Origin of the sequence: Streptomyces sp. NBC_00090, from assembly GCF_045160815.1 — a bacterium.
GTDB lineage: Bacteria > Actinomycetota > Actinomycetes > Streptomycetales > Streptomycetaceae > Streptomyces.
This window is the reverse complement of the sequence record NZ_CP108224.1, coordinates 8,442,185-8,466,484: the sequence shown is the minus strand read 5'-3', so window position 1 is coordinate 8,466,484 and position 24,300 is coordinate 8,442,185. Positions and strand designations below refer to the sequence as shown.

General features: G+C 71.7%; 21 protein-coding genes. 8 read left to right on the top strand and 13 right to left on the bottom strand.

Annotated elements, in window-relative coordinates; translation table 11 throughout:
* Positions 1-262: 262 nt before the first annotated feature.
* Both OG361_RS37590 and OG361_RS37585 read right to left on the bottom strand, forming a co-directional pair.
* The gene (locus tag OG361_RS37590; RefSeq protein WP_405860895.1) at positions 263-3,268 is read right to left on the bottom strand and encodes a carbohydrate binding domain-containing protein; all 3,006 of its coding nucleotides are present in this window, start codon (positions 3,266-3,268) and stop codon (positions 263-265) included.
* A 24-nt stretch (positions 3,269-3,292) separates the two neighbouring features.
* Positions 3,293-3,544, bottom strand: a complete 252-nt coding sequence (locus tag OG361_RS37585) for a hypothetical protein (protein WP_405860893.1) — start codon at positions 3,542-3,544, stop codon at positions 3,293-3,295.
* Positions 3,545-3,611: 67 nt separating this feature from the next.
* Here OG361_RS37585 and OG361_RS37580 point away from each other — a divergent pair, with 67 nt between their 5' ends.
* A complete protein-coding gene (locus OG361_RS37580; protein ID WP_405860891.1) occupies positions 3,612-4,289 on the top strand; it encodes a response regulator in 678 nt (225 codons plus the stop codon).
* A 15-nt stretch (positions 4,290-4,304) separates the two neighbouring features.
* Here the strand turns inward: OG361_RS37580 and OG361_RS37575 are convergent, their stop codons facing one another.
* Positions 4,305-6,041 (bottom strand): GAF domain-containing protein, encoded by a 1,737-nt coding sequence (locus OG361_RS37575; RefSeq protein WP_405860890.1) that lies wholly within the window; start codon positions 6,039-6,041, stop codon positions 4,305-4,307.
* Between the two features lie 205 nt (positions 6,042-6,246).
* Positions 6,247-7,152 (bottom strand): universal stress protein, encoded by a 906-nt coding sequence (locus OG361_RS37570; protein ID WP_405860888.1) that lies wholly within the window; start codon positions 7,150-7,152, stop codon positions 6,247-6,249.
* Between the two features lie 331 nt (positions 7,153-7,483).
* On the opposite strand from OG361_RS37570, the gene OG361_RS37565 reads away from it, so the two are divergent.
* Entirely contained in the window at positions 7,484-8,473 is a 990-nt protein-coding gene (locus OG361_RS37565) for an Acg family FMN-binding oxidoreductase (RefSeq protein ID WP_405860886.1), read from the top strand.
* A 63-nt stretch (positions 8,474-8,536) separates the two neighbouring features.
* On the opposite strand, the gene OG361_RS37560 is transcribed toward OG361_RS37565, so the two are convergent.
* Both OG361_RS37560 and OG361_RS37555 read right to left on the bottom strand, forming a co-directional pair.
* Positions 8,537-10,927, bottom strand: a complete 2,391-nt coding sequence (locus OG361_RS37560; protein ID WP_405860884.1) for a glycoside hydrolase family 65 protein — start codon at positions 10,925-10,927, stop codon at positions 8,537-8,539.
* Positions 10,924-11,691, bottom strand: coding sequence for an HAD family hydrolase (locus OG361_RS37555; protein ID WP_405862646.1), 768 nt, complete (start codon positions 11,689-11,691; stop codon positions 10,924-10,926). Before OG361_RS37555 ends, OG361_RS37560 begins: the two co-directional genes overlap by 4 nt.
* A 171-nt stretch (positions 11,692-11,862) precedes the next feature.
* On the opposite strand from OG361_RS37555, the gene OG361_RS37550 reads away from it, so the two are divergent.
* From OG361_RS37550 to OG361_RS37535, 4 genes are all read left to right on the top strand, one after another.
* Positions 11,863-12,099: a hypothetical protein gene (locus tag OG361_RS37550; RefSeq protein ID WP_405860882.1), complete on the top strand. Its 237-nt coding sequence runs from the start codon at positions 11,863-11,865 to the stop codon at positions 12,097-12,099.
* Positions 12,087-13,433, top strand: a complete 1,347-nt coding sequence (locus tag OG361_RS37545) for a nicotinate phosphoribosyltransferase (protein ID WP_405860880.1) — start codon at positions 12,087-12,089, stop codon at positions 13,431-13,433. Before OG361_RS37550 ends, OG361_RS37545 begins: the two co-directional genes overlap by 13 nt.
* Entirely contained in the window at positions 13,430-14,335 is a 906-nt protein-coding gene (locus OG361_RS37540; protein WP_405860878.1) for a potassium channel family protein, read from the top strand. Before OG361_RS37545 ends, OG361_RS37540 begins: the two co-directional genes overlap by 4 nt.
* Positions 14,336-14,396: 61 nt before the next feature.
* Positions 14,397-15,068, top strand: coding sequence for a DUF4389 domain-containing protein (locus OG361_RS37535; RefSeq protein ID WP_405860876.1), 672 nt, complete (start codon positions 14,397-14,399; stop codon positions 15,066-15,068).
* A gap of 14 nt (positions 15,069-15,082) precedes the next feature.
* On the opposite strand, the gene OG361_RS37530 is transcribed toward OG361_RS37535, so the two are convergent.
* The 6 genes from OG361_RS37530 to OG361_RS37505 all read right to left on the bottom strand — a co-directional run bounded on the left by OG361_RS37530 (position 15,083) and on the right by OG361_RS37505 (position 21,200).
* Complete coding sequence (locus OG361_RS37530; RefSeq protein ID WP_405860874.1) at positions 15,083-15,901, bottom strand: ABC transporter permease subunit; 819 nt, start codon at positions 15,899-15,901, stop codon at positions 15,083-15,085.
* Entirely contained in the window at positions 15,898-16,857 is a 960-nt protein-coding gene (locus OG361_RS37525; protein ID WP_405860872.1) for an ABC transporter ATP-binding protein, read from the bottom strand. The genes OG361_RS37530 and OG361_RS37525 overlap by 4 nt, the downstream gene beginning before the upstream one ends.
* A 115-nt stretch (positions 16,858-16,972) precedes the next feature.
* A complete protein-coding gene (locus OG361_RS37520) occupies positions 16,973-17,893 on the bottom strand; it encodes a universal stress protein (RefSeq protein ID WP_405860870.1) in 921 nt (306 codons plus the stop codon).
* A complete protein-coding gene (locus OG361_RS37515) occupies positions 17,890-18,795 on the bottom strand; it encodes a universal stress protein (protein ID WP_405860868.1) in 906 nt (301 codons plus the stop codon). Before OG361_RS37515 ends, OG361_RS37520 begins: the two co-directional genes overlap by 4 nt.
* 214 nt (positions 18,796-19,009) lie before the next feature.
* Positions 19,010-19,948 carry a sigma-70 family RNA polymerase sigma factor gene (locus OG361_RS37510; protein WP_405860866.1) on the bottom strand — a complete coding sequence of 313 codons (939 nt, stop codon included), beginning with the start codon at positions 19,946-19,948 and terminating at the stop codon, positions 19,010-19,012.
* A gap of 61 nt (positions 19,949-20,009) precedes the next feature.
* Positions 20,010-21,200, bottom strand: a complete 1,191-nt coding sequence (locus OG361_RS37505; protein ID WP_405860864.1) for an NAD(P)/FAD-dependent oxidoreductase — start codon at positions 21,198-21,200, stop codon at positions 20,010-20,012.
* Between the two features lie 238 nt (positions 21,201-21,438).
* Here OG361_RS37505 and OG361_RS37500 point away from each other — a divergent pair, with 238 nt between their 5' ends.
* A complete protein-coding gene (locus OG361_RS37500; protein ID WP_405860863.1) occupies positions 21,439-22,806 on the top strand; it encodes a pyridoxal phosphate-dependent decarboxylase family protein in 1,368 nt (455 codons plus the stop codon).
* Between the two features lie 22 nt (positions 22,807-22,828).
* Here OG361_RS37500 and OG361_RS37495 read toward each other — a convergent pair whose 3' ends face one another.
* The gene (locus tag OG361_RS37495) at positions 22,829-22,993 is read right to left on the bottom strand and encodes a hypothetical protein (protein WP_405862748.1); all 165 of its coding nucleotides are present in this window, start codon (positions 22,991-22,993) and stop codon (positions 22,829-22,831) included.
* A 59-nt stretch (positions 22,994-23,052) separates the two neighbouring features.
* On the opposite strand from OG361_RS37495, the gene OG361_RS37490 reads away from it, so the two are divergent.
* A complete protein-coding gene (locus OG361_RS37490) occupies positions 23,053-24,294 on the top strand; it encodes a cation:proton antiporter (RefSeq protein ID WP_405860861.1) in 1,242 nt (413 codons plus the stop codon).
* The last annotated feature ends 6 nt before the right edge of the window (positions 24,295-24,300 follow it).

Below are 24,300 nucleotides of genomic sequence, written 5' to 3'. Positions count from 1 at the left end.
GCAGGGACCTTCTCCACGTCGCTGGTGAGTGAGCTCAGGGCGCCGGAGCGGACGTCGGCGTACTGGCCGATGGCCAGCGTCGCCGATCAGGATCCTGTCGCGCAGGAAGTCCTCGCAAGGTCCGAGGCATCAGCCCGAGCGAACACCGGACAGGTGCGGCGCGCGCCAGGGACTGACCGCCCGCACCCATACGCCGGCATGAGAGTGCGGGGTGTGGGGACGGTGGGCCGTCCCCACACCCCGCACACGGTGGGCTGCCGACCTACTTCAGGTACGGGCCCGCGGCTCCGATCCTGCCGGTGCCGTTGAGGACGTACACCCGCAGGTTGCCCTTGCCGGGTGCGGCGACCGTGAGGGTGCCGTTGGTGACGGTCTTCACGTCACCCGTGACGGCATCGGTGTACGTGCCGTTGGGGATGCCCGTGTAGGTGGCGCCGCCCGAGATCGCGACGAGGGCGAAGCTGTCCGTCGTGCCGCTGGTGTAGCGGCGCTTGAAGGCCATGTCGCCCGAGATGCCCTCGGTGGAGTACTGGCCCATCTGGAGCGCCGGGATGGCGCGGCGGATCTGGTTGAGCCGCTGGACGTGCTTGACCAGGGGCTGCTGGAGGGTGGTGGCGACGGTGCCGGAGGCGGCGGAGACCTGGGAGAAGTCGGAGGCCGTGACGGAGCCGGCGACGTGGTCGCCGAAGTAGGCGCGGCCGGTGGTGGCGAGCGGGCAGGTGGGCCCGCAGTCGATCTTCTTGCCCTTCTGGAACTCGATCTCCGAGCCGTAGTACAGCGTGGGGATGCCGCGGAAGGTCCACATCAGGGACATGTTCTCGGCCCAGGCGTCGGTGCCGCCCGCGTACCGCTCGCTGGACTTGTTGGGGCCGTAGTCGTGGCTGTCGACGTAGACGACGTTGTAGGTGGCGTCGTTGTAACTGTCGTCGGAGTCCTTGCCGTTGTGGAAGGCGTTGGGGGCGTCACCGAAGTTCATGTGCATGCGCATGTCGATGACGTTCATGCCGGAGAAGCGGCTGTGGTCGGGGGTGTGGTAGCTGTTGCCGTTCAGGAAGGCGTTGGTGGAGGTGGGCTGGCTGCCGGTGCCCTGCTGCTGCTCGTAGTCGTACATCTCCAGGGCGGCCTTGGTGTCGTCGGCGTCGTACTCCTTGCGCTCCTTCCAGGTGTAGAACTGCGCGGAGTGGTTGACCGAGCCGCGGTTCCACTTGTCGTTGACGAAGGCGGCGACCTCGCCGAAGACGAAGAAGTTCTTGGCGGCCTCGGCGCCGTGACGCTGCGTCACACGCTCCTGGATGGCAGGGAGGAAGCGGCGGTTCCAGGTGGTGCGGGGGATGTGCACGGCCGTGTCGACGCGGAATCCGTCGACGCCCATGTCGATGTACTTGTTGTAGGCGCCGATGAGGTGGTTCTGGACCGTGGGGTTCTCGGTGTTGAAGTCGGCGAGGTCGTCGTGCAGCCAGCAGGAACGCGAGTCCTCACCCTCCCAGTTGCCGATCCAGCACTGGTGGTAGAGGGCCTTGGGGAACATGCCCGAGGTGGGGCTCGGCCACTGGCAGTTGTAGATGCGGTAGCCCTCGGGGGAGGTGTACTGGGTGGGCGTGCCCCAGTTGACGCAGGTGTTGCCGGCCGGCTCGGCCGTCGACCACATGTCGCCGTTGTAGTACGACTTGCCGGTCTTGGAGTCGATGGTGAGGCCGTCGTACTCGAAGCCGGGCTGCTTCTCGTCGTAGTACCAGCTCCACTGGCTGTCCCGGACGCCGTACACGGTGGGCGTGAACAGCCCCTTGGCGCCCCAGCGGGAGGAGTGGTTGTAGACGACGTCCTGGTAGATCTTCATGCCCTTGGCGTGGGCGGCGTCGATGAGGTCCTGGTAGGAGGCGCCGGCGGACTCCAGGCGCGGGTCGACCTTGTAGAAGTCGTAGCCGTGGTAGCCGTGGTAGTCGTAGTCCGAGCGGTTGAGGACCACCGGGGTGACCCATATCGCCGAGAAGCCGAGGCCCTTGACGTAGTCCAGCTTCTGGACGAGGCCCTTGAAGTCGCCCCGGAACATGGGGTCGTCGTTGGCCGCGTTGCCGGACTTGGTGTGCTGGCTGCCGCCGCGGTTGTTCGACGGGTCGCCGTCGTTGAAGCGGGCGGTCAGGACGAAGTAGATCGGGTCCTTGCGCGGGTCGGTGCCCAGCGGCTTCCCGGTCGCCGGGGTCGCCGGCTTGTCCCCGGTGGTGGCGGACGCGGCGGCGGAGGCGACGGAGACGTTCCCGGCCGCGTCCACGGCCTTCACCGTGTAGCCGTACGTGGTCCGTTCTGCCAGGTTCGTATCGGAGAACACCGTGGAGCCGACGTCGGTCACCACCGTGCCGGAGGTGCCGCCGGTACGGGTCACCTGGTACTTCGTCACCCCGCGGTCGTCGGTGGCCGGGTCCCAGGTGAGCAGGACGGAGACCCCGTCGGCGGCGGCGGTCACCCGCGTCGGAGCCGTCGGGGCCTGGGTGTCGGGCACGGCGGCGGCGCACGGGTCGGCCGCGTTCGCCGTCACCACGTTGTTCCGTACGGTGCTGACGCCCGTGCCGATCGCGTAGTCGGAGCCCCCGTTGTTGTCCCAGATGCCGTTGCCGTTGTTGAAGGCGGCCTTGAGGGAGGTGGCCGTCCCGAGGTCGACCTCCCGCTTCCACCAGCCGGTGCACGCGGTCTGCATGCCGACGCCGGGGACGGCGGTCCAGGCGCCGCCCGCGGGCTGGTAGTGGAGGTTGACGGTGGACCAGCCGAGGGCCTCGGCGGAGTAGTACACCGTGGCCTTGGCCGAGGCGGACGGCGTGGGGGTGGGGGTCGGCGTCGGCTCGGTCCCGGCGCAGGGGTCGGAGTGGGCGATCACCCCGTCCTTGACCGTGATGTTCCCGGTGCCCAGGGCGTAGTTCTTGCCGCCGTTGTTGTCCCAGGTGCCGGAGCCGTTGTTGAAGGTGGCCTGCAGCCCGGTGGCCGCCCCGAGGGTGACGGTCTTCTTCACCCAGTCCGTACAGGCGGCCTCCATGGCCACGCCCGGGACGGTGGTCCAGGAACCGCCGTCGGGGGCCCAATGAAGCTTGTACGCCGACCAGTTCTTGGTCTTGGTCCAGTAGAAGACGGTGGCCGTGCTGTCGGCGGCGGCCGCGACCGGGGCGGTGCGGGGGGAGGTGTCGCCGGGGGGCGCGGCGACCACCAGGCCGAGGATGCCGGCGGCGGCCGCCAGGGCGGCGACCGGGCGGGTCGGCAGCCGTCTGCGGGTGCGTGTCATCTGAATCTCCAGGGAGGGACGGCGTCACCGGCCGGACCTCGCTCCCGGGCTCTGGGAACGACGTCCGCTGGAAACACTGTCGGAAACTTTCAGAAACTTCTTGCGTCGGCGGGAAGTTACCGCCGGACAGCGCGCGCGTAAAGGGATCTGACAGAAGGCGACGATGTTGCCCGTCTGGTGCCAGGCGTGCCGGCAGGACCAGCCGTTGCTGTGGCAGGCGCTGACGTCGTGGCCGCTGGGGGCGTCGTCGACGTACGCAGGGATCTCGATGCCCATGCGGACGCTTCTTGACGGACAATCCTTGTGGGGGCGGGTATCGACCCACCGACCGCAGGGGATCGCCATGTCCGATCTTCCGACAGCCGCCGCACCGACGAGGGTCTTCCTCGTCGACGATCACGAGGTCGTCCGCCGCGGCCTTCGTGACCTGCTCGACGACGAGCCCGATCTGGACGTGGTCGGGGAGGCGTCGACGGCGGAGCATGCCCTGGCCAGGGGGCCGGCGCTGCGGCCGGATGTCGCGGTCCTCGACGTGCGGCTTCCGGACGGTGACGGGATCTCCGTCTGCCGGGAACTCCGCTCCCGGATGCCCGAGCTGGCGTGCCTGATGCTGACGTCGTTCGACGACGAGGACGCACTGCTCGACGCGATCATGGCCGGGGCGGCCGGGTACGTCCTCAAGCAGATCAAAGGGTCCGACCTCGTCTCGGCGGTACGGACCGTGGCCACGGGCCAGTCGATGCTGGATCCCGCGACCACGGCCCGGCTGATGCACTCGCTCCGGGACCCCGAGCCGGCGCAGCCCCCGGAGGACGAACGGCTGGCGGTGCTGTCCGAGCGGGAGCGGTCCGTGCTCGACCTCATCGGCGAGGGGCTCACCAACCGGCAGATCGCCGAGCGGCTCTTTCTGTCGGAGAAGACGGTCAAGAACCACATCTCACGGCTGCTCGGCAAGCTCGGCGTGGAACGCCGCGTACAGGCGGCCGTCATCGCCGCGCAGACGCCCGAGCACCACGCCTAGGCGTGGTAGCGGGTCTCAGTTCCGCTCGTTCGGCAGCGGGATCCGCCATTGCAGTACCGTGCCGCTGCCCGGTCGCGGCCTCGCGTGGACCGTCAGGGTGCCGCCGAGCCGCTCGGCCCTTTCGGAGAGGTTCCGCACTCCGCTGTGGGGGCCACCGCCCGGCGACATGCCGATCCCGTCGTCACTCACCGTCACGGCCAGGACTCCGTCCTCGACGACCACGGACACCTCGGCCCGGCCGGCCCGTGCGTGCCGCGCCACGTTGGTGAGGGCTTCGCCGATGACCGCGATCACCTCTTCCGCCGCCTCGGAGGGCACGTCCGTGTCGAGGAGGCCCTCCATGCGCAGGGCGGGAGCGAACCCGAGCGTGCCCGCGGCCTCGTCCACCGCCTTGACCACGCGTGACCGCAGCTTCGGGGCGATGCCCTGGGGGTCGTGTTCCCGAAGACCGAAGATGGTCGACCTGATGATCTTGATGGTGGAGTCCAGGTCGTCGATCGCCCGGTTCAGCCGGTCCACGGCCTCGGGGTGCTCGACGAATCTCCGGGCGCTCTGCAGGGTCATCCCCGTGGCGAACAGGCGCTGGATCGCCAGGTCGTGCAGGTCACGGGCGATCCGGTCGCGGTCCTCCAGGAGGATCACCTGCTCGGCGTCGCGGCGCCGGTCGGCAAGTTCGAGGGCCAGGGCCGCCTGCCCCGCGAATCCCGGGAGAGCGGTGATCTCCGCGCCCGAGAACGGGGGCCGCTTGTGACGCCTCGCGAGGATCAGCACCCCGCTGAGTCGTTCCTTGGTGCCGACCGTGACGGCTACCACCGGCCCGAAGCCCTTCCACCGTTCGGGTTGCACAGTGATACGCGGCTCGTTCTCGACATCGACGACCGTGACCAGGCCCTCCTGCGCGAGCGCGGCCTCGGCCAGGGTTCCTTCGCTGGTCGGCAGCACCACGCCCTGGTGTGCTTCGGCTCCCTCGCCGCGGGCGAGCGAGCCCCGCAGCTCACCGCCGGCACCGACGAGGTAGAAGACCCCCATGTCGGCGCCCGCGATGTCCACGGCATGCTCCAGCATCCCGTCGAGAACCTCTGTCTCCTCCGCGCCCGACAAGAGGGCGCTGGTGAGATCGGAGCTGGCGGCGAGCCACCGTTGCTTGAGCCTGCCCTCCTCGTAGAGGCGGGCGTTGTCGATGGCGATGCCCGCGGCGACGGCCAGGGTGGTCACCACGGCCTCGTCCTCGGCGTCGAAGTCGGCCGCTCCGCGCTTCTCGGTGAGGTAGAGGTTGCCGAACACCTCGCCGCGCACGCGGATGGGCACACCCAGGAACGAGTGCATCGGCGGGTGGTGCGGTGGGAACCCGTACGAGGCGGGGTGCTCGGACAGCTCCGGCAACCGCAGTGGTCGGGGGTTGCGGATCAGCTCGCCGAGCAGGCCGTGGCCGGAGGGAAGGTCTCCGATCTGCGCCCGCAGGTCGTCCCCGATGCCGACGGGGATGAATTCGGAGAGCTTACTGCCGTCGCCGATCACGCCCAGAGCGCCGTACTCGGCGTCCACGACGGTGACAGCCGCCTCCACGATGTCCTTGAGCACCTGTGGCAGGTCGAGTTCCCTGCCCACGGCCATGACGGCTTCCAGCAGCCCGTTGAGCCGGTCCCTGGTGCCCCGCACCTCGTCGATGCGCACCTGGAGCTCGTCGAGCAGCTGGTCGAGCCGCAGCCGCGGGAGCCTGCTGTCCGCCGGCTCCGGGCTTTCCCGGACCATCGCCACCTCCGGCCACGTCGAGGGCGCGGTCCGCGCTCGATGGGCACTCCTTCACGGTAGTTCCGGTGTCCCGGGCGCTCCAGCCGGATACGAGTGCCCGTTCCCGACCCGGTCGCATACAGACCGCGACGGCCCGTCGCTCCGCGAGCGTGCGTGCCGGGCGCGCCGGGCAGGCGGGACTTTCGACACACGCCCTGGGCGCGTGTCATGACGTGCTCCCGTGACCGGGCCCCTGCCGGGGGATGAGTTCCACCGGGCAGTGGGCGTGCTGCAGCAGGCTGAGGGTGATCCGGCCGAGGGTGGGTCCGAGGTATCCGGGCGAGCGTCGACCGCCGATGACGAGGAGGTCGGCGTGGTGCGACGCGTCGACGAGAGCTCCGGGCACGCTGTGGCTCTTCTGGCCGTCGGCGTGCACGATGAGGTGCGGAAACTCCTCCCGGACCTGGTCCGAGACCGAGGTCAGCGCGTGAACGTGCTCGCGGGCGCTCTCCTCGCCGCAGTCGCGCCGCCGCACTGCCGGTGAGCCGATGGACAGCCCGATGCTCCATACGTGCAGGAGCCGCAGCGGCACCTTGCGCAGCACGGCCTCGCGTGCCGCCACACGGGCACAGCCCATGTCGTTGTCGTCTCGCACCGCCGCGAGAACCACGCCGGCCTCGATCGGCTCCCCGGTCCCGCGCACCACGACCACGGGCGTGGTGGCGGCCGCCGCGACCTCGAGACCCACCGATCCGAGCAACAGCGACGAGAACCCGCCGAGGCCGCGGTGTCCCACGACGACGGTGCCGCTCAGGGCGGCGGCTCGCCGCAGGCTTTCGGGGGCTGCGCCCTCGGTGAGTTCCTCGATGAGCGTCAGTTCGGGGTAGCGGTCCTTGATCTCCTGGGTGGCACGGTCGAGCGTGTCCCGCCCCGCTTGCCGACTCCGGCGGATCTCCGCCTGCGACAGGAGTGGAGCCTGTGCGTTCGTATCCGTAGCGTGGACGAGACAGAGGGTGCCGCCCCGCAGGGCCGCTTCCGCCGCCGCCCACATCATGGCCGTGCGTGCGGGCGGCGATCCGTCGACGCCGACGACGACACCGCCGAGGTCGAGACGGGCCGCGGTTCGCTCCATGGCTCCTCCTGACACGGACCGGGACTCGCTTCCACCATGGCAGATCGTCCCGAGCGGCCGGAGGGCCGCTGGGGGCAAGGGCGGGGCCAAAGGTCCCCACCCGGACGGGGAGGCGTACCAGCCCGACAGCGACCAGCCTGACAGCGACCGATCCGACCGATCCGACCGGCCCTGACGGTCCGACCGGTCCTGACGGTGGACCGTTCGGCCCTCGCCGCCCCCGAGCGGGCGGGGGAAGGTGGTGACGCGCGACGGGGCACCGGCCGAACGCTCGAACAGGAGGTGCGGTGATGAAGCACATGAAGGTGACTCCTCACAGACAGGACCGACCGTGTCCCCCACCGATCTGACCCGACCCCTTGTGACGTCGCTGGTGAAGGACGCCGTCACGGCCCCCTCGATGCACAACGCACAGCCCTGGAAGTTCGTCTGCAGGGCGGGCGCGGGCATCATCGAGCTGCACGGCGATCCGCTGCGTGGCATGCCGCACGAGGACCCCGACCACCGCGCGCTCCACCTCGGCTGCGGCGCCGCCCTGCTCGGGCTGCGGGCCGCCGCCGCGCACCGGGGCCGGCACGCCGCGGTCAGGTTGCTGCCCCGCCCCGAAGACCGCTGGCACTTCGCCGACGTGGAACTGCACGGACCGGACGACATCGACCGCGATCTCGTCGCGCTCCATGCCGCTCTGCCGCTCCGGCACACCAGCCGTTTCCCCTTCACCGAGGAACGGATCCCCTCCGAGCTGACCGACGCGCTCTGCTCCGCGGCCATTCTGGAAGGCTGCCGACTGGTCCTTCCCGGAGCGTGGCACACCGAAGCCGTCCTCGGACTCGTCCACGACTCCGAGAGGTTCGAGGCCGCGGACGCGGCGGTTCGCGCGGAGATCGCCGCCTGGACACGCACGGGTGCGTCCGACGAGGGCCCCGGGACCGAGGGCATCCCTTCGTACGCCTTCGGCCCGCGGCAGTACGACGTGACGTCTCCCGTCCGGGACTTCGACTCCTCCCGACGCGTGACGGCCCGTGTCTCGGCCCCGTTCGAGAAGCGGCCCCAGATCGCTCTTCTCGGAACAGCCGAGGACGGCCCGGAGGACTGGCTGAAGGCGGGGCAGGCGCTGCAGCGGGTACTGCTCCGGGCAACCCTCGACGGTCTGTCGACCTCCCTCATGTCCCAGCCCCTGGAGTGGTCCGAACTCCGCTCCGTCGTGCGCGATCCGGCTTCGACGACGGGCTTCGTCCACATGGTGCTCCGCCTGGGCTACGGCCCCCAGGGGCGGGCCACGCCGCGCCGGCCCGTCTCGGAGGTGCTCACCTTCGACTGAACCTCCGCCGAGACGGCCGTCCCCGACCGGACCTCCGCTCACAGCCCCCGGCCGGACCTCCGCTCACAGACGGAACCAACGCTCCTGTCCGGCTCGGACGGTGTACCGACGGTTGTCAGGAAGTTCGACGGCGAGCGGGCTCTCGTGCGAGGCGGGAACCCTGATGGCCAGCCGCCCGGTAAGCATCCGCAGGCGTACCCCTCGATGACGGCCGCAGCACAGGGTGAAGGTGAACCGTGGGATCTCCGCGAGCAGCACCGGAGCCACCCGTAGTCCCTCCGGTCCCGCTTCCAGGCCGGTGATCCCGCGCTCGACGAGGTCGATCGTGCCCGCCATCGCCCCGAGGTGGATGCCCTCTCCGGTCGTTCCCCCCTGGACGTCGGCCACGTCGGCGAGCAGGGCCTCCTCGCAGTACCGCCAGGCGTCGGCGCCCTTCTGCCGGGCCAGCACCCACCCGTGGACGAGACTGCTCAGCGTCGAGCCGTGGCTGGTGCGCCGCAGGTAGTACGAGACGGTCGCACGCCACACGTCGTCGTCCAGCCGGTAGCCGAGCCGGTCGAACAGGCGGTACAGCTCCTCGGGCCGGAAGAGGTAGCCGAGCATGAGGGTGTCGGCCTGCTTCGACGCCTGGTAGCGGTTGACCGTGTCGCCCTCGGCCTCAAGGATCCGGTCGAGCCGACGGATGTCGCCGTACCGGGCCCGGTAGGCCTCCCAGTCGAGCTCCGCCAGCTCGCAGTACCCCTCGAACTGGCCCACCACGCCCTGATGGAACGGCACGTACAGGCGGCGCGAGACGTGCTCCCAGCGGGAGAGCTCCTCGTCGTCGAGTGAAAGCCGCTCCACGAGCTCCGAGCGGCGGGCCCTGGGCAGTTCACCGAGCAGATCGAGGCCACGGGCCAGCACCCAGGCGGCGGTCGCGTTCGTGTAGGCGTTGTCGTCGATTCCGGGTGTCGTGGCGTCGGGATAGGCGTCGTGGTACTCGTCCGGTCCCACGACCCCGCGGATGCGGTAGCGGCCGAGCGCCGGGTCGAAGGTGGCGGCCCCCGACCAGTGGCGGCCGACCTCGAGGAGAATCTCCGCACAGGCCGAGTGGAGGAATCCCCGGTCGCCGGTGGCCTGCGCATACTTCCAGACGTTGTACGCGACAGCCGACCCCACATGGCGCTGGAGCCGGGAGCCGTCGGCCAACCATCGCCCCGAGCGCGGGTTGAGGTGCAGGACCTGTGTCTCCTCCCGGCCCGAACTCGCGCTCTGCCAGGGGTACATGACCCCCTGCTGACCGGCGAGGCGGGCGGCCTCGCGGGCGGCCGGCAGGCGCCGGTGCCGGTACATGAGCAGCGCCCGGGCCACCTCGGGAAAGTGGAGGTCGAGGTAGGGCAGGACGAAGAGCTCGTCCCAGAAGACGTGCCCCCGGTACGCCTCACCGTGCAGTCCCCGCGCGGGCACGCCCACATCGAGGTCCGCCGTGTGCGGGGACAGCGTCTGCAGCAGATGGAACACGTGCAGGCGCAGGATGCGGCCCGCCTCACCGGGCACGTGCAGCTTCCCCTGTTCCCAGACTCGCTCCCAGGCCGCCTTGTGGGCATCGAGCAGCCGAGGGAAGGCCGGTGCACCGGCGATCTCGTGGACGGCCGCGGGGAGCGGGTCGGCGGCGGGCAGGTCGGTCGACGTGTGCAGTGCCAGTGTCTTCACGACCGTCGTCGAGCGGCCGGGCACGATCGGGAGGCGGTACGTCTGCACGGTGCCCTGCGACGTGGTCGCCTCCCGCGCGCGTCGCGCGGGGCGGGTGACCGTGCGGACGGCGAGGGCGATCCTGATGCCCGGGTCGACCGTACGACAGGAGAGCCAGGCGACGCCGCCGGGCTCGAATCCGCTCCGGTGGTCCCTGAGGTGCCGCCCGTCCAGGTGCCGGTAGCGCTCGACTCCGGCGTTGGTGACGGCGCCGTCGAGAACCGACCGCACCTCGACGGAACCGCTCCAGCCGAAGGCGCGGAACAGGGTGCGCTGGGCCGCCAGCCCCGGATCTGCCATGTGCACGACGCGGATGTGGTGGACGCTCAGCCCCCTCCCCCGGGCGTCCTCGAAGAGGAGGCGTCGGGTGAGCACGCCCGCCCGCAGGTCGAGGTGGACCTCGCAGTGGCGCAGTTCCTCGGCGTCGGGCGTCAGCCAGTCGCCGGGCGGCCCGTCGTCCGGCAGGCAGCGATAGCGCAGCAGGGTCCAGTTCGGGAGGTTGACGAGGTCCTCGTTCTCGACGCGCTCGCCTGCGACGATCGAGGGGAGCCGGTCGTAGCAGCCGGCCAGATAGGTACCGGGGTAGTGCGTGGTCCCGGCCGTGCACTCGGGAGCGGAGCCGCGGGTGGCGAACCGGCCGTTGCCGAGGGTGCAGAGCGCCTCGACCAGTGGCTCGCGTTCCGGGTCGTATCCGTCGTACCTCCACGTCCAGACGCCGGTCATCCGCGCTCACCCCACACGCTTCGTACGAGCGTGAGGAGATCGGGAACCACCAGGTCGGCCCCCTGGTCCCGCAAGGGGGCGGTGGAGCTCCGCGACGGGGTGCGGTCGACGCCGACGACGAGACCGAAGCCGCCGCGACGCGCCGCCTCGATCCCGGCGAGTGCGTCCTCGGCGACCGCGGTCTCCCGCGGGCTGTGGCCCAGGAGGGCGGCCGCGTGGAGGAAGAGCGCGGGGTCCGGCTTGCCGGCGAGACCGAGCCGGGCGGCGTCCTCGCCGTCCACGATCGCCGTGAGGAGACCTGCGAGGCCCGCGGCACGGATCAGCGCCCGGGCGTGCCGGGAGGCCGACACGGCAGCGCATGACACGTCCGCCTCGCCCAGGGCGGCGAGCGCCGGCCGGGCGTCGTCGAAGGCCGTGGCGCCTTCGGTACGCAGCAGATCGACGAAGGCCTGTTCCTTGCGGGCCGCGACCGCCCGGATCGTCGCGCGGCCGGGCGGGTCGCGGGGCGTTCCCGCCGGGAGTTCGAGGCCACGGGCCGCGAGGAAGGCCGCGGCCCCGTCGTAGCGGGATCTTCCGTCGACGAACCGGCGGTACTCGCCTTCGGCGTCGAAGGGCGGCTGCCGCTCGCCCGCCACGGCCTCCAGGCAGGCGTCCAGCGCGGTCTTCCAGGCAGCCGCGTGGAGGCCGGCCGAGTCGAGGAGCACACCGTCCGTGTCCAGGACGAGGGCACGGGGCGGACGGGAGCCGGGGTTCCGGGCGTCCACCGGGGCGCTCCGTACCGGGTGGGGGTGGTGTTCCCGGCTGATGGCGCCCACCCACTTCCTTCTCGCCTTCCTGTCGCGCGTCACCGCGCTCCCCGTCCACCCCGGGGACGGTCACCGGCAGCACGCACCTGGTCGAGTGCGTCGAGTGCGTCGAGTGCGTCGAGTGCGACCATGCCCCGGGTCCTCCTCGACCGCGGTCTCTTCCAGGGTTTCGCGAAGCTGCGGCACCGCAACCGGGAGCGGTTCGCCCGCGACGCCGCGGGCGTGGACGCCGTGGTCGCCACCCATGCCCACCTGGACCGTGGACGTTCGCTGCGAGCTCGCCGGCGGAGCCGAGGCGTAGCCTTCCGCGCCGTCCCCGTGCGGAGCACCCGCCGTCCGCGCATGCTCGAAGCATGTCCCAGGTGACGACCACCGATCTGTACGAGGTCACGATGGCGCTCTCGTACCTGCGGGAGGACATGCGGGCGCCGGCCACCTTCAGCCTCTTCGTGCGCGACCTGCCACCGGGCCGCGGGTTCCTCGTCGCCGCCGGGCTGGAACCGGCCCTCGACTACCTCGCCCGCTTCCGCGTCGGCCGCTCGGACGTCCAGGAGTTCGCCGAGGCGCTGCGGCGGCCCGTGGAGGACCTCGAACCGCTCCACGGCCTGTCCTTCGACGGTCAGGTCCGCGCCGTACCCGAAGGGCGGCTCGTCCTCGCCGGTGAGCCGCTCCTGGAGGTGACGGCGCCGCTGCCGCAGGCGCAGCTGGTGGAGACGTACCTGCTGTCGCTCCTCTGTCATCAGTCGGCGGTCGCGTCCAAGGCGGCCCGGTGCGTACTCGCCGGAGCCGGGCGGCCCCTGGTGGACTTCTCGCTGCGCCGCGCCCACGGGCCGGAGGCGGGCATCCAGGCGGCCCGCCTGTGCGCCCTGGTGGGCTTCGCCGGCACGAGCAACGTCGCCGCCGCGCGCCGTTACGGCATCCCGGCTGCGGGCACGATGGCCCACTCGTACATCGAGGCCTTCAGCTCCGAGGAGCGGGCGTTCCGGGCCTTCGCCCGCACCCATCCGGGCCCGGTGGCCTTCCTGGTCGACACCTACGACACCGACCGCGGCGTCGCGACGGCCGCGCGCGTGCTCAAGGACCTGGGGCTCGGTCCGGGGTGCGGAATCCGCCTCGACAGCGGTGACCTGGGCGCGCTGGCCCGCCGGGCCCGTACGGCCCTCGACGCGGCGGGGCTGGGGGACGTGCGGATCATCGCGAGCGGCGGACTGGACGAGTACGGCGTCGACCGGCTCGTACGGGAGGGAGCACCGATCGATGCCTACGCCGTGGGGTCGAAGGTCGGCACGGCCGCCGACGCCCCCTACCTGGACGCGGCGTACAAGCTGGTCGAGTACGACGGCCGGCCCGTCATGAAGCTGTCTTCGGCGAAGGTGACGTCGCCGGGCCCCAAGCAGGTCTTCCGTGGCCCCGGCCTGCGCGACGTCATCGGCCTGGCGAACGAGGAACCGCCCGAGGGCACGGAGCCCCTGCTGCGGACCGTCATGCGCGGCGGACTCCGCACCGAGCCGCCCGAGACCCTGGACGCCGCCCGGGCCCGCTTCGAGGCCGATCTCGCCGCACTGCCGGACGAGGCCCGGCGCATCGAGGTGCCCGTGCCGCCTGTGCCGGAGGTGTCGACGCGGCTCTCGGTGCTGACGACCGTCGTCCGGCACCGCGTCGAGGGGCGGACGGGCGCGGGGAGGACGGTGCCGGGATGACATGGATCCCGGTACTCGCGGGAACGGCCCTGGTCCTCCTGGTCCTGAGGGACGTCTTCCACACGCTCTGGCACCCCACCCGTCACGGCGGGCTGAGCAGGCTGGTGATGAGGGGGGTGTGGCGGCTGTCCACCCATCGAGGGGCGCGGTGGCGGCCGGCCGGACTCGCGGGTCCGATCGGCATGATGGCGGTCGTCGCCGTCTGGGCGCTCACCGTCGCCGTCGGATGGGGGCTCATCTACTGGCCGCGCATGCCGGACGACTTCACGTACGCCTCGGAGCTCACCCCTGCCGAGCACGCGGGTCCGGTCGACGCGCTGTACGTCTCCCTGGTCACCCTCGCCACTCTCGGCCTCGGCGACATCGCGCCGACCTCGGGCTGGCTGCGCGTACTCGCTCCCGTGGAGGCCCTGGTGGGCTTCGCTCTGCTGTCGGCCACCGTGGCGTGGACCGTCGGCATCTACCCGGCCCTCGCCCGCCGCAGGGCGCTCGCCCTGCGGCTGTCCCACGTGCGCCGCAGCCGGGCGACGGACCAGGCCCTCGACTCCGACGGCGGCGCCGCCCTCCTCGACGGCCTCGCCTCGGCGCTCTCGACGGTGACGGTGGACTTCCTGCAGTACGCCGAGTCGTACTACTTCTCCGACGGGGACGAGAACATCTCCCTCGCCGGACAGCTCGGTCACACCGCCGGCCTCGCGGACCGGGCCGCCAGGGCCCGCCATCCGGACGTCCGGCTCTCCGCGTCGGTGCTGAAAACGGCGCTGGAGGACCTGGCCACCGTCCTCGACGAGCGGTTCCTGCGCACGGGTGAGGCCCCCGAGCGGGTCTTCGCGGCCTACGCCGACGACCACGGACGCTCCCGGGTTCCGGAGGGCCGGGACGGCGAGGACGGGCGATCCTGAGAAGTGGAAGGCATCGACGGCTCACGTACGCGCAGGACGACCCGGCGAGGAAGTGACGATCATGGAAACCCAGCGCGGCTCCTACCCTCCGGTGGTGGTGACGGCCGAGCTCGACAAGCCGCTGTCCCGCTGGCTGTGGCTGGTCAAATGGATCCTGGTGATCCCGCACTGGATCGTGCTGATCTTCCTGTGGATCGCCTTCTTCGTGGTGACGGTGATCGCGTTCTTCGCCATCCTCTTCACCGAGCGCTTCCCACGGGGCCTGTTCGACTTCAATCTCGGCGTGCTCCGCTGGTCCTGGCGCGTCTCGTACTACTCGTACGGAGCCCTGGGCACCGACCGCTACCCGCCCTTCAGCCTGGGCCCCGAGCCCGACTACCCGGCCCGGCTCTACATCGCCTACCCGGAGCGGCTCTCCCGCTCGATGGTCCTGGTCAAGTGGTGGCTGCTCGCCATCCCCCAGTACCTCGTGGTCGCCTTCTTCACCAGCGGCATGCACGCGGGATGGTGGAGCAGCGGCCTGATCACCCTGCTCACGCTCATCGCGGGCTTCGCCGTGGCCTTCACCGAACGGTACCCGCGTGACCTGTTCGCCCTGATCGTCGGCCTGAACCGCTGGGTCCTGCGCGTCGCCGCCTACGCGAGCCTCATGACGGACGCCTACCCGCCCTTCCGCCTCGACCAGGGCGGTGCGGAACCGACCGCGTCCGGGCGGGCCGCCGACGGCAGCTGACATGGTTCCGCTGTTCAGGGGGCCAGGTCACGGCGGCGGAGCAGTGCGTGGGCGACGAGGAAGCCGACCGTTCCGACCCCCACCAGGACCATGAGCTGCGGCCAGAGGACGGCGCCCCGCGCGAGGGCGTCTCCCGGGCTGTAGTAGTGGAAGGGACTGGCGTACCGCAGCGGTGCGGCGGGTTCCCAGGCGAGGGCGATGAAGTTGACGGCGAAGCCCACGGCGCCGATTCCGATGACGGTACCGAGGACCTGGGACCGTCTTCGCCCGGCCGCGGACACGGCGAGAGCCGGTCCGACGAGACACAGGGCGAAGGCGTACCCCATGAGTCCGGCCGCGAACACCCCGCCGAGGCCGACGTCCGCGTGGATCGCCGGGGAGAGCGCCACACCGACGGCGACGGTCAGCGTGGCGGCGGCGGTCAGGGCGCCGGTGGCGATGAGGAGGGCGGCGGTACGTTCGGCAAGGAGTCGGGTGCGGGTCACGGGGCGGACCATGACGAGCTCGATCGTGCCGGATTCCACGTCCGCGGCGACGGCGGCGGCCGCCAGGGAGCCGATCACGGTCAGCTGGAGCGCGATCCAGAAGGGGTGGACCAGGCCCGCGCCGAGCAGCCCCGGGTAACTGGCGATCGAGACGTCACCGCTGGAGCCGCTGAACGCCCGGTACGCCGCCGGAGGCCCCTTGCCACCGGAGAAGAGCTGCCCGGGCGGGATCGTGTTCGTCACGACGACGATGAGCGTCTCGAACACCACGATGCCGATCAGGACGGCGATGAGCATGCGCCGTCTGCGGTGCAGCGCGAGCCACAGCAACGGCAGGCGCGTGTTCACGGCGGTTCCTCGGACGCGCGGTCGCCGTAAGGCGCGTGGTCACGGTAGGGCGCGTGGTCACGGTAGAGATCGAGGAACGCCTCGTCGAGGCCGGCCTCCTCCACCGTGATGTCGGTGACGGGGAGCGCGAGGAGGCCACGCAGCGTCTCCGTGACCTCGCTCGGCGGGACCAGCAGCTCGGCACGGTCGCCCTGCCAGCGCGGGTTCCAGCGATCGGCCCTCCCCAGTCGCCGGGGACCGTCTGTGGAGTCGCCGGCGAGTGAGACACGGATCCTGCGGGCCCGGGCCTCCCGCAGCGCGTCGACCCGCTCGACGGTGACGAGCCGGCCCTCCCGGATGATGGCGACCCTGCCGCAGGCCCGCTGCACCTCCGGCAGGACGTGGCTGGAGAGCAGCACCGTGTGCCTGGCCTCGGCCGCCTCGGCCATCAGCGCGTAGAACGTCTCCTGCACGAGTGGGTCGAGGCCTTCCGTCGGTTCGTCGAGGACGACGATGCGGGGATCGTGCTGCAGGGCCTGGACGAGCCCGAGCTTCTGCTTCATGCCCCGGGAGTAGCCGAGGACGGGGCGTCGCAGGTCTCCGTCGGAGAGGCCGAGGCGTGAGCAGAGTTCCTTGCGGCGGGGTGAGGGAGCGTGCTGCAGGGCGGTGAGCAGGTCGAGTGTCTGATCGCCGGTGAGTTCGGGGTAGAACCGCAGCTCACCGGGGAGATATCCGAGTTCGGGCGCGAGCCGTGAGTGGTCCGCGACCGGGTCGAGACCGAGCACCCGTACCCGGCCCGACGTGGGTGTGAGCAGCCCGGCCAGGCAGCGAAGGGTCGTCGTCTTGCCGGCCCCGTTGGGGCCGAGGAAGCCGAAGACCTCCCCGGTCCTCACCGTCAGGGACAGCGTCTCGACCCCGAGGACCGATCCGTAGCGCTTCGAGAGCCGACTCAGCTCGATGGCGCCGGTCTCGCCCATACGACCAGTCTGTCCCGCCACTCGGCCACCCGCCTTCCGCTCCGGAAGCACGTGCCGCCCTGCGGAGTGCCTCCCACGAGGTGGCCCGAAGCCGCCGTGCCGTCCTCCCTGGCCGTCAAGCTGCCGGGAACCGGTCGGTCCGCGAGGATGCGGGAACGTCCCGCCGGAGCCGGGGCGTCGCTCCGTCCCGGTCGTTCGGGGACGGAACGGTGATCACCGGGCAGTCGGCGTGGTGCAGCAGACCGTGGACCGTCGAGCCCAGCCGCAGGCCCGGGTAACCGCCCCGTCCCCTGCGACCGACCACCAGGCCGAGGGATTCCTGTGATGCCAGGGCAAGTTGCTCGACCGGATGTCCCCTGAGCACCTCCTCGGCGACGGGCACGTCCGGGTACCGCTCCGCCCAGCCCGCCACGGACTCGGCCAGCAGCCGATGTCGCTCGGCCAGTCCCGCGTCACCGGCGTCGTGCGAGAGGACCTCCTGCGGCCAGACCCAGACCGCACGCAGCCGTGCCTCGCGCAGGCTCGCCTCCTCGACGGCGAACGCGACGGCCGCCCGGGAGGACTCGCTGCCGTCCACTCCGACGACGACGGTCGGATGAGGGACCGGGGCGTGTTCCGGAACCCGCACCACGGCTATGGGGCGGTCGGCGCGGGCCGTCAGCGGGACGACCACCGCCCCCTCGCTGAGGATCTCGGCCGCCCGGCCGGGACGGCGCGATCCCACGACGACGAGCGCGGCGTCCGCCGCCCTGTCGCACAGCACCGTGGCCGGCACCCCGTCGACGAGTTCCGTCGCCGTCCTCAGGCCGTCGTGCAACGCCCGCACCAGCTCCTCCGCGGTGACGAGAGCCGCCTCGGCACGGATCCGCAGGGTGCCCTGGTGAGCGAACGCGTCGAACGGGAGCCGGTCGTGAGCGGGTCGCACCGCGACGACCAGTCGCAACCGCACTCCTCGCCGGACCGCCTCGGCGGCGGCCCAGGCCAGGGCGGGGACGGACAGCTCACCGGGATCGACGCCGACCAGTACGTCGCTCATCGCTCCACTTCCGGGGTGACGAAGGCGGATGGGACGATCTGCACGGGGCACCGGGCGTGGTGGAGCAGGGTGTGCGCGACACGTCCCAGGGACGGTCCGACGCCCAGTGCCCGATGCTTCCTGCCCATCACGAGCAGATCGGTGTGGGCGCTCGCCTCGACGAGGATTCCGGCCGTGCTCGTGCCCGTCTCGACGTGGTGCGCGACGATCAGGTGGGGGTAGGCCTCGCGGACGCGGTCGGCGAGCCCCTTGACCTGATGCACCCGCTGATGCGCGATCTCTTCGAGGTCGTCGAGCATCGTCGCGACACTGCCCACGTGGGTGAACACGTTCCAGACGCTCACCAGTCGCAGAGCCGCCTTGCGGGCATCGGCCTCGGCCGCCGCCAGGAACAGCCAGTCGAGGTCTGCGGCATCGTGCACGGCGGCGGTCACCGAGCCCGTCTCCGGGCGCTCGTCCCCTTCGCGTACGACGATCACGGGCACCTCGGCGCGGGCTGCCACACCCAGACCGACCGAGCCGAGCATGAGGGCGGCGAACCCGCCGAGCCCCCTGCTGCCCACGACGACGGTGCCTCGGCGCCCGGCCGCGGTCCGGAGGCCGGAGACCGGCTCCTGGCGGCTGAGTTCTTTGGTGACGGCGAGGTCCGGAAGGCGCTCGTGGACCGCGCGCTCCGTCTCGATCAGCAGGTCACGGCCCGCTTCCCGCACTGCCTGGATCGTCTCGGCGGTGGCCCAGAGGGCACGCCGGTCCGTGTCGGCGGCGTGCACGAGGTGCAGGGGGCGGGCCCGGTGATCCGCCTCGGCGGCGGCCCAGAGCGCGGCCCGCCTGGCGGAGGGGGACCCGTCGACTCCCACGACGATGGCGCCGAGCTCCGGACGGGTGGGGATCTGCCTGTTCATGGTTCCTCCTCCGGAGTACGTCCCCGGGCTCGGGGAACACGGCCCCGGGGGCCGACACCTCCCACACTGGCACCGCACCGGGCCTCCTGGGCATGGGCCTTTCGGCCCCGATCGCGGCCTGCCCGGCCCTCCGGTCATGCGGCACCCGCGGATCCGGGGACCTACAGGGCGCGGATGCGCTCCGGCTCAGGTCGCTGGATTCCGGTGGCTCCGGTCACCATGCGCTGATGACCGGCGCGTCGGGTTCGTGCTGCCGCCAGGCCTCGTCGAGGCGAGCGAGCCGGCCCGCGGCGGCGATGCCGCGCAGGGCCGCGACCCTGCCGTCGCTGACGTCGAACGCCACGACGCCCACGACCCGGTCGTCGACCACGGCGAGGATGGCCGGCGAGCCGTTGACCAGCGCGATGTGCATCGCGGGCGAGCCGCCGGCCAGCCGCCGCTTCGCCGGCGTGGGCTTGAAGCCGGCCCGCACGTAGGAGGCGACCCGCTCGGGCGTCGTGTACCGCAACAGCCGCCTGGCCAGCCCGGCGCCGTCCGAGACCGCCGTCACGTCGTCGGTGAGCAGCGCCACCAGCCGTTCGGTGCGCCCTGACGTCGCGGCGGCGAGGAACTCCTCGACGACCCGGCGCGCGGACGCCGGGTCGACCTCGCCGCCGCCGCGGCGCTCGGCGGCGACCCGGCGTCGGGCCCGGTGGACATGCTGCTGGCTCGCGGACTCGGTGATGTCGAGGATCCCGGCGATCTCGGCATGGCTGTACGAGAAGGCCTCACGCAGGACGTAGACGGCCCGCTCGACCGGCGAAAGGCGCTCCAGGAGGGTCAGTACGGCCAAGGACACCGATTCGCGCTGCTCGAAGGTGTCGGCGGGGCCGAGCATAGGGTCGCCCTCGAGGAGCGGCTCGGGCAGCCAGGCACCGGCCGCTCGCTCGTGGCGCGCCTGTGCCGAGCGCAGCCGGTCGAGGCAGAGATTGGTGGCGACCTTGGTCAGCCACGCTTCCGGCACCTCGACCCGTTCGCGGTCCGCGGCCTGCCAGCGCAGGAACGTGTCCTGCACGGCGTCCTCTGCGTCGGCGGCCGAGCCGAGCAGACGGTACGCGAGCGAGGCCAGCCGGCCCCGGCTGGCCTCGAACCGGTCGATGGCTGCGCTGTCCATGCGGAACACCCTAGGGCGTGTGTCGAAAGCCCCGCCTGCCCGGCGGCGCCCGGCACGCACGCTAGGCGGCGGCCCTTGCACCGGCCCGGTCGGGCGCGGTGGCGAGGCGGTGCCTGCGCTTCGGCATGCCGAAGGTCGGGTGGGCGATGCCCCACTCGGCCCCCTTGAGCACACTCGCCTTGAGCCGCGCGGCGGTCCGGCCGCCCAGGTACCAGGGCTTCGACCGGACGTCCCCGTCCACCATCTGGAAGATCGCGTCCCGCCGCCCGAGGCTGATGTGGTTGCCGTAGTACTTCAGCCCGGTGGTCGGGACCTCGCCGCCCGTCAGGCGCGCGATGATCGCGGCGGTCGCCTGCATGTTGGTGAAGCCGGCCGAGGCGCAGGACATCGGCAGCGGCCTGCCGTTCTCGCCGATCGCGTAGGCGCAGTCACCGGCGGCGTAGACGTCCGGGTGCGAGACCGAGCGCATGGTGCGGTCGACGACGATCTGGCCGGTCTCGGCGACCTCCAGGCCGCCGGCGGCCGCGATGGGGTGCACGGCGAACCCGGCCGACCACACGGTCACGTCGGCCGGGACGGACGTACCGTCGGCGGCGATCGCCCGTGTCGGCTCGACGGCTTCGATGCCGGTGTACTCGTGGACGGTGACGCCGAGCCGGTCGAAGGCCTGGCGCAGATGGCGGCGGGCCTTCGGGGAGAGCCAGGCGCCCAGCTCGCCGCGGGCGGCGAGCGCCACCGAGAGGTCGGGCCGGGACTCGGCGACCTCGGTGGCGGTCTCGATGCCGGTCAGCCCCTCACCGACGACCAGCACGGTGCCGCCCTCGCCCAGGCCGGCCAGGCGCTCGCGCAGCCGCAGCGCCGAGGACCGGCCGGTCACATCGAAGGCGTACTCGGCCACGCCGGGGACGCCATGGTGGGCCACGGAGCTGCCGAGCGCGTAGAGAAGCGTGTCGTACGCGAGCTCGCCGTCGCCGTCCTCGCCGGTCACGGCGACGGTCCTGCGCTCGGGGTCGACGCCGGTGACGCGCGCCAGGCGCAGCCGCACGCCGGTGCCCGCGAAGACGTCGGCGAGCTTGCGGAACGCGAGGTCCTGGCCGCTCGCGAGCTGGTGGAGGCGCATCCGCTCGACGAAGTCGGGCACGGCGTTGACGACGGTGATCTCGATGTCGGCGGGAGAGAGCCGACGGGCCAGGTTTCCGGCGGCGAAGGCCCCGGCGTATCCGGCGCCGAGTACGACGATGCGGTGCTTCATGACGTTGCTCCTGTCTCGTTCGCGTGCCCTCTGAACGAGACGGCGCCCCGATTGCTGACAGGAGCCGGGTGTGACGCGGGTCACCGAACGAGGACGAGCGGTTGAGCCTCCGGGAGGCGCTCGGTCCTGTCCCGGGACCCTCTGCTGCGCGATGGCCGCGGCGCGGAGGAGTCGCGGGCTGTCGGCGCGTGCATGCCATCGCTTGCGTGGTGGTGGCGAAGGTCGGATAGTCCAAGGTATGGACGCGCGTGAAGAGGCGCTCCGGCAGGCGTACGGCCATGCTGTCCGGTGGCTGGCGAGTCTGTCCGACCGCCGGGTTCCCGCCCGGGCTTCGGTCGACGAGACCATGCGCGCGCTCGGTGTCGAATTGCCTGCCGGCCCCGGCACGCCCGCCGACGTCGTCGACCTGCTGGCCACGGCCTGCGAGCCGGGACTCACCGCGTTCCCCAGTGGCCGCTTCTACGGCTTCGTGGTCGGAGGCACCGAACCGGCCGCGCTGGCTGCCGACTGGCTGGTCAGCGCCTGGGACCAGAACTGCGTGATGAGCGCCGTCTCGCCCGCGTACACGGCGGCGGAGGAGATCGCCGGCGCCTGGTTGCTCGATCTGCTCGGGCTGCCGAGCGACAGCTCCGTCGGCTTCACCACGGGTGCGACGATGGCGAACTTCACGTGCCTCGCCGCCGGACGGGACGCGGTGCTGCGGCGCAGCGGCTGGAACGTCGCGCGCGACGGCCTCACCGGTGGCCCGCCCGTGCGTGTCGTCGCCGGCGAGGCCCGGCACATGGCCATCGACCTGGCGCTGCGCTACCTCGGGCTCGGCAGGCCCGGACTGGTGAAGGCGGATGATCAGGGACGCATCGAGCCCGTGGCCCTACGGGACGCGCTGTCGGCCGGGGGGCAGAGCCCCACGATCGTGATCCTCCAGGCCGGCGACATCCATTCCGGCGCCTTCGATCCCTTCGCCGAGTGCATCCGTGCCGCGCGCGAGGCAGGCGCCTGGGTCCATGTCGACGGCGCGTTCGGCCTGTGGGCGGCCGCCTCACCGCGCTACGCCCATCTGACGGCGGGCTGCGCGGACGCGGACTCCTGGGCGACGGACGCCCACAAGACCCTGAACGTCCCCTACGACTGCGGCCTCGCGATCGTGCGTGATCCGTCCGCGGTCCGGGCGGCGATGGGCGAGCGTGGCGACTACCTCATCCAGCACGAACACGGCGACCCCATCGACAAGGTTCCCGAACTCTCGCGGCGCGGCAGGGCCTTCACCGTGTGGGCCGCACTCAGGTCCCTCGGCCGGTCAGGGGTCGCCGAGCTCGTCGAGCGGCTGTGCCGTCATGCCTCCGCGTTCGCCTCAGGCATCGCCGGGATCGACGGCGCTACGGTCCTCAACGACGTGGTGTTCACACAGGTCTGCGCCGAGTTCGGCAGCGACGAACGCACGGACCGGGTACTCACCCGGCTGCTCGACGACGGCACGGCGTGGATCAGCGGCTCCACCTGGCACGGCAGACGCGTCATGCGGATCTCGGTGAGCAACTGGTCGACCACCGACGACGACGTGAGGCGCACGCTCGACGCGATCCGGCGTGCGGCCATCAGCCCCTGACGGCGGGGAGGGACGGAAGGCGTCACGCTTCGCGGGCACCCTCGTACACGGTCTCGATGACCTCGGCGTATTCGCGCTCCACGACGGGCCGTTTGACCTTGAGGCTCGGGGTGAGCTCGCCGTGCTCGATGTCGAGGTCGCGGGGCAGCACGATGGCCGTGAGGGGCTGCTGTCGGCGTGCTGGCACGAGTCGGCGCGGGGTTCGCCTTACGCTGCGTCTCTCCGAGAACCCTTCCGAAAGCGCGGATGGTCTTGTTTGCCGTCACCGTCATCGCGGGCATTCTGTTCACCTGGTGCGTCCTGTCGCGCCGGCTCGCGCTGTGGAGCGTCACCGCACCGATCGCCATGATGGTGGCGGGCATCGCCCTCACCAGCGGCTCGGATCCGCCGCTCGTCTTCGACTTCGGCGACATGGCCGGCTTTGAGCAAGTGGTGGAGGTCGTCCTCGCCCTGCTGCTCTTCGTCGACGCGACCGAGGTTCCGACAGGAGTCATCCGACGGGAGAGGCGCGTCGTCGCCCGTCTCCTGGGCGCCGCGCTGCCGTTGACCCTGGGCGCCGCCTTTCTGGCGGCGCTCGCCTTCTTCCCCGACCGGCCCGGTTGGGTTCTGGCGGCGCTTGCGACCGTCGTGGTCCCCCTCGATCTTTCGCCCGCCGCGGCCGTCGTGCGGGACGAGCGCATCCCGGCGCGCCTCCGGGAAGTGCTCACCGTCGAGGGCGGCCTGAGCGACGGGATCGTCTCGCCGGTGTTCCTGCTCTGCGTCGCCGCCGCGGCCGAGTCCCGCCCTACGGCAGGCGACGACTACGCCGAGGCCCTCCTCGACGCCGTCGGAGCGGCGGGCTGGGCCGTCGGGGCCGGGTCGCTCGTCGGCTACGTGGCCGGGGGGCTGCTGCGCCGGTCCTGGGCGAGGGGCTGGATGCTGCCCGCCGCGACGAGGCTCGCGGTGCTGAGCGTGCCCGTCGCCGCGTACACCCTGTCCGTGGCCCTGGGCGGCAACGGCTTCGTCGCCTCCTTCGTCGCCGGCGTCTGCATCGCGCCGGCGTTGCGGCATCTGCCGGAGGGCACCGTGAAGATGACCGACGACCTGGTCACCTTGCTGACACTCGGCCTGTGGTTCCTCTTCGGCCAGTTGGTCAATGACGAGTTCTGGGACGGCTTCCACCTCTCCGTCGTCCTGTACGCCCTCCTCGCCGTCACCCTGGTGCGCCTGGTGCCCGTGATGCTCGCGCTGATCGGTACGGATCTGTCCCTGTCCGACAGGCTGTTCCTGGGGTGGATGGGGCCCAGAGGAGTGACGTCGGTGGTCTTCGGCCTCCTCGCCGCGATCGAGCTGCCCGCCGCCGCCGGCGGTGACTTCATCTCCCGGGTGATGGTGGTCACCGTCATGGTCAGCATCGTGCTGCACGGCCTGAGTGCCGAGCCCGTCGGCCGCCTCTACGCCCGCCGTCGGCGCACTTCGCCTGAGCCCTCGGGCAAGGGTGGGGGGTGAGGTGCG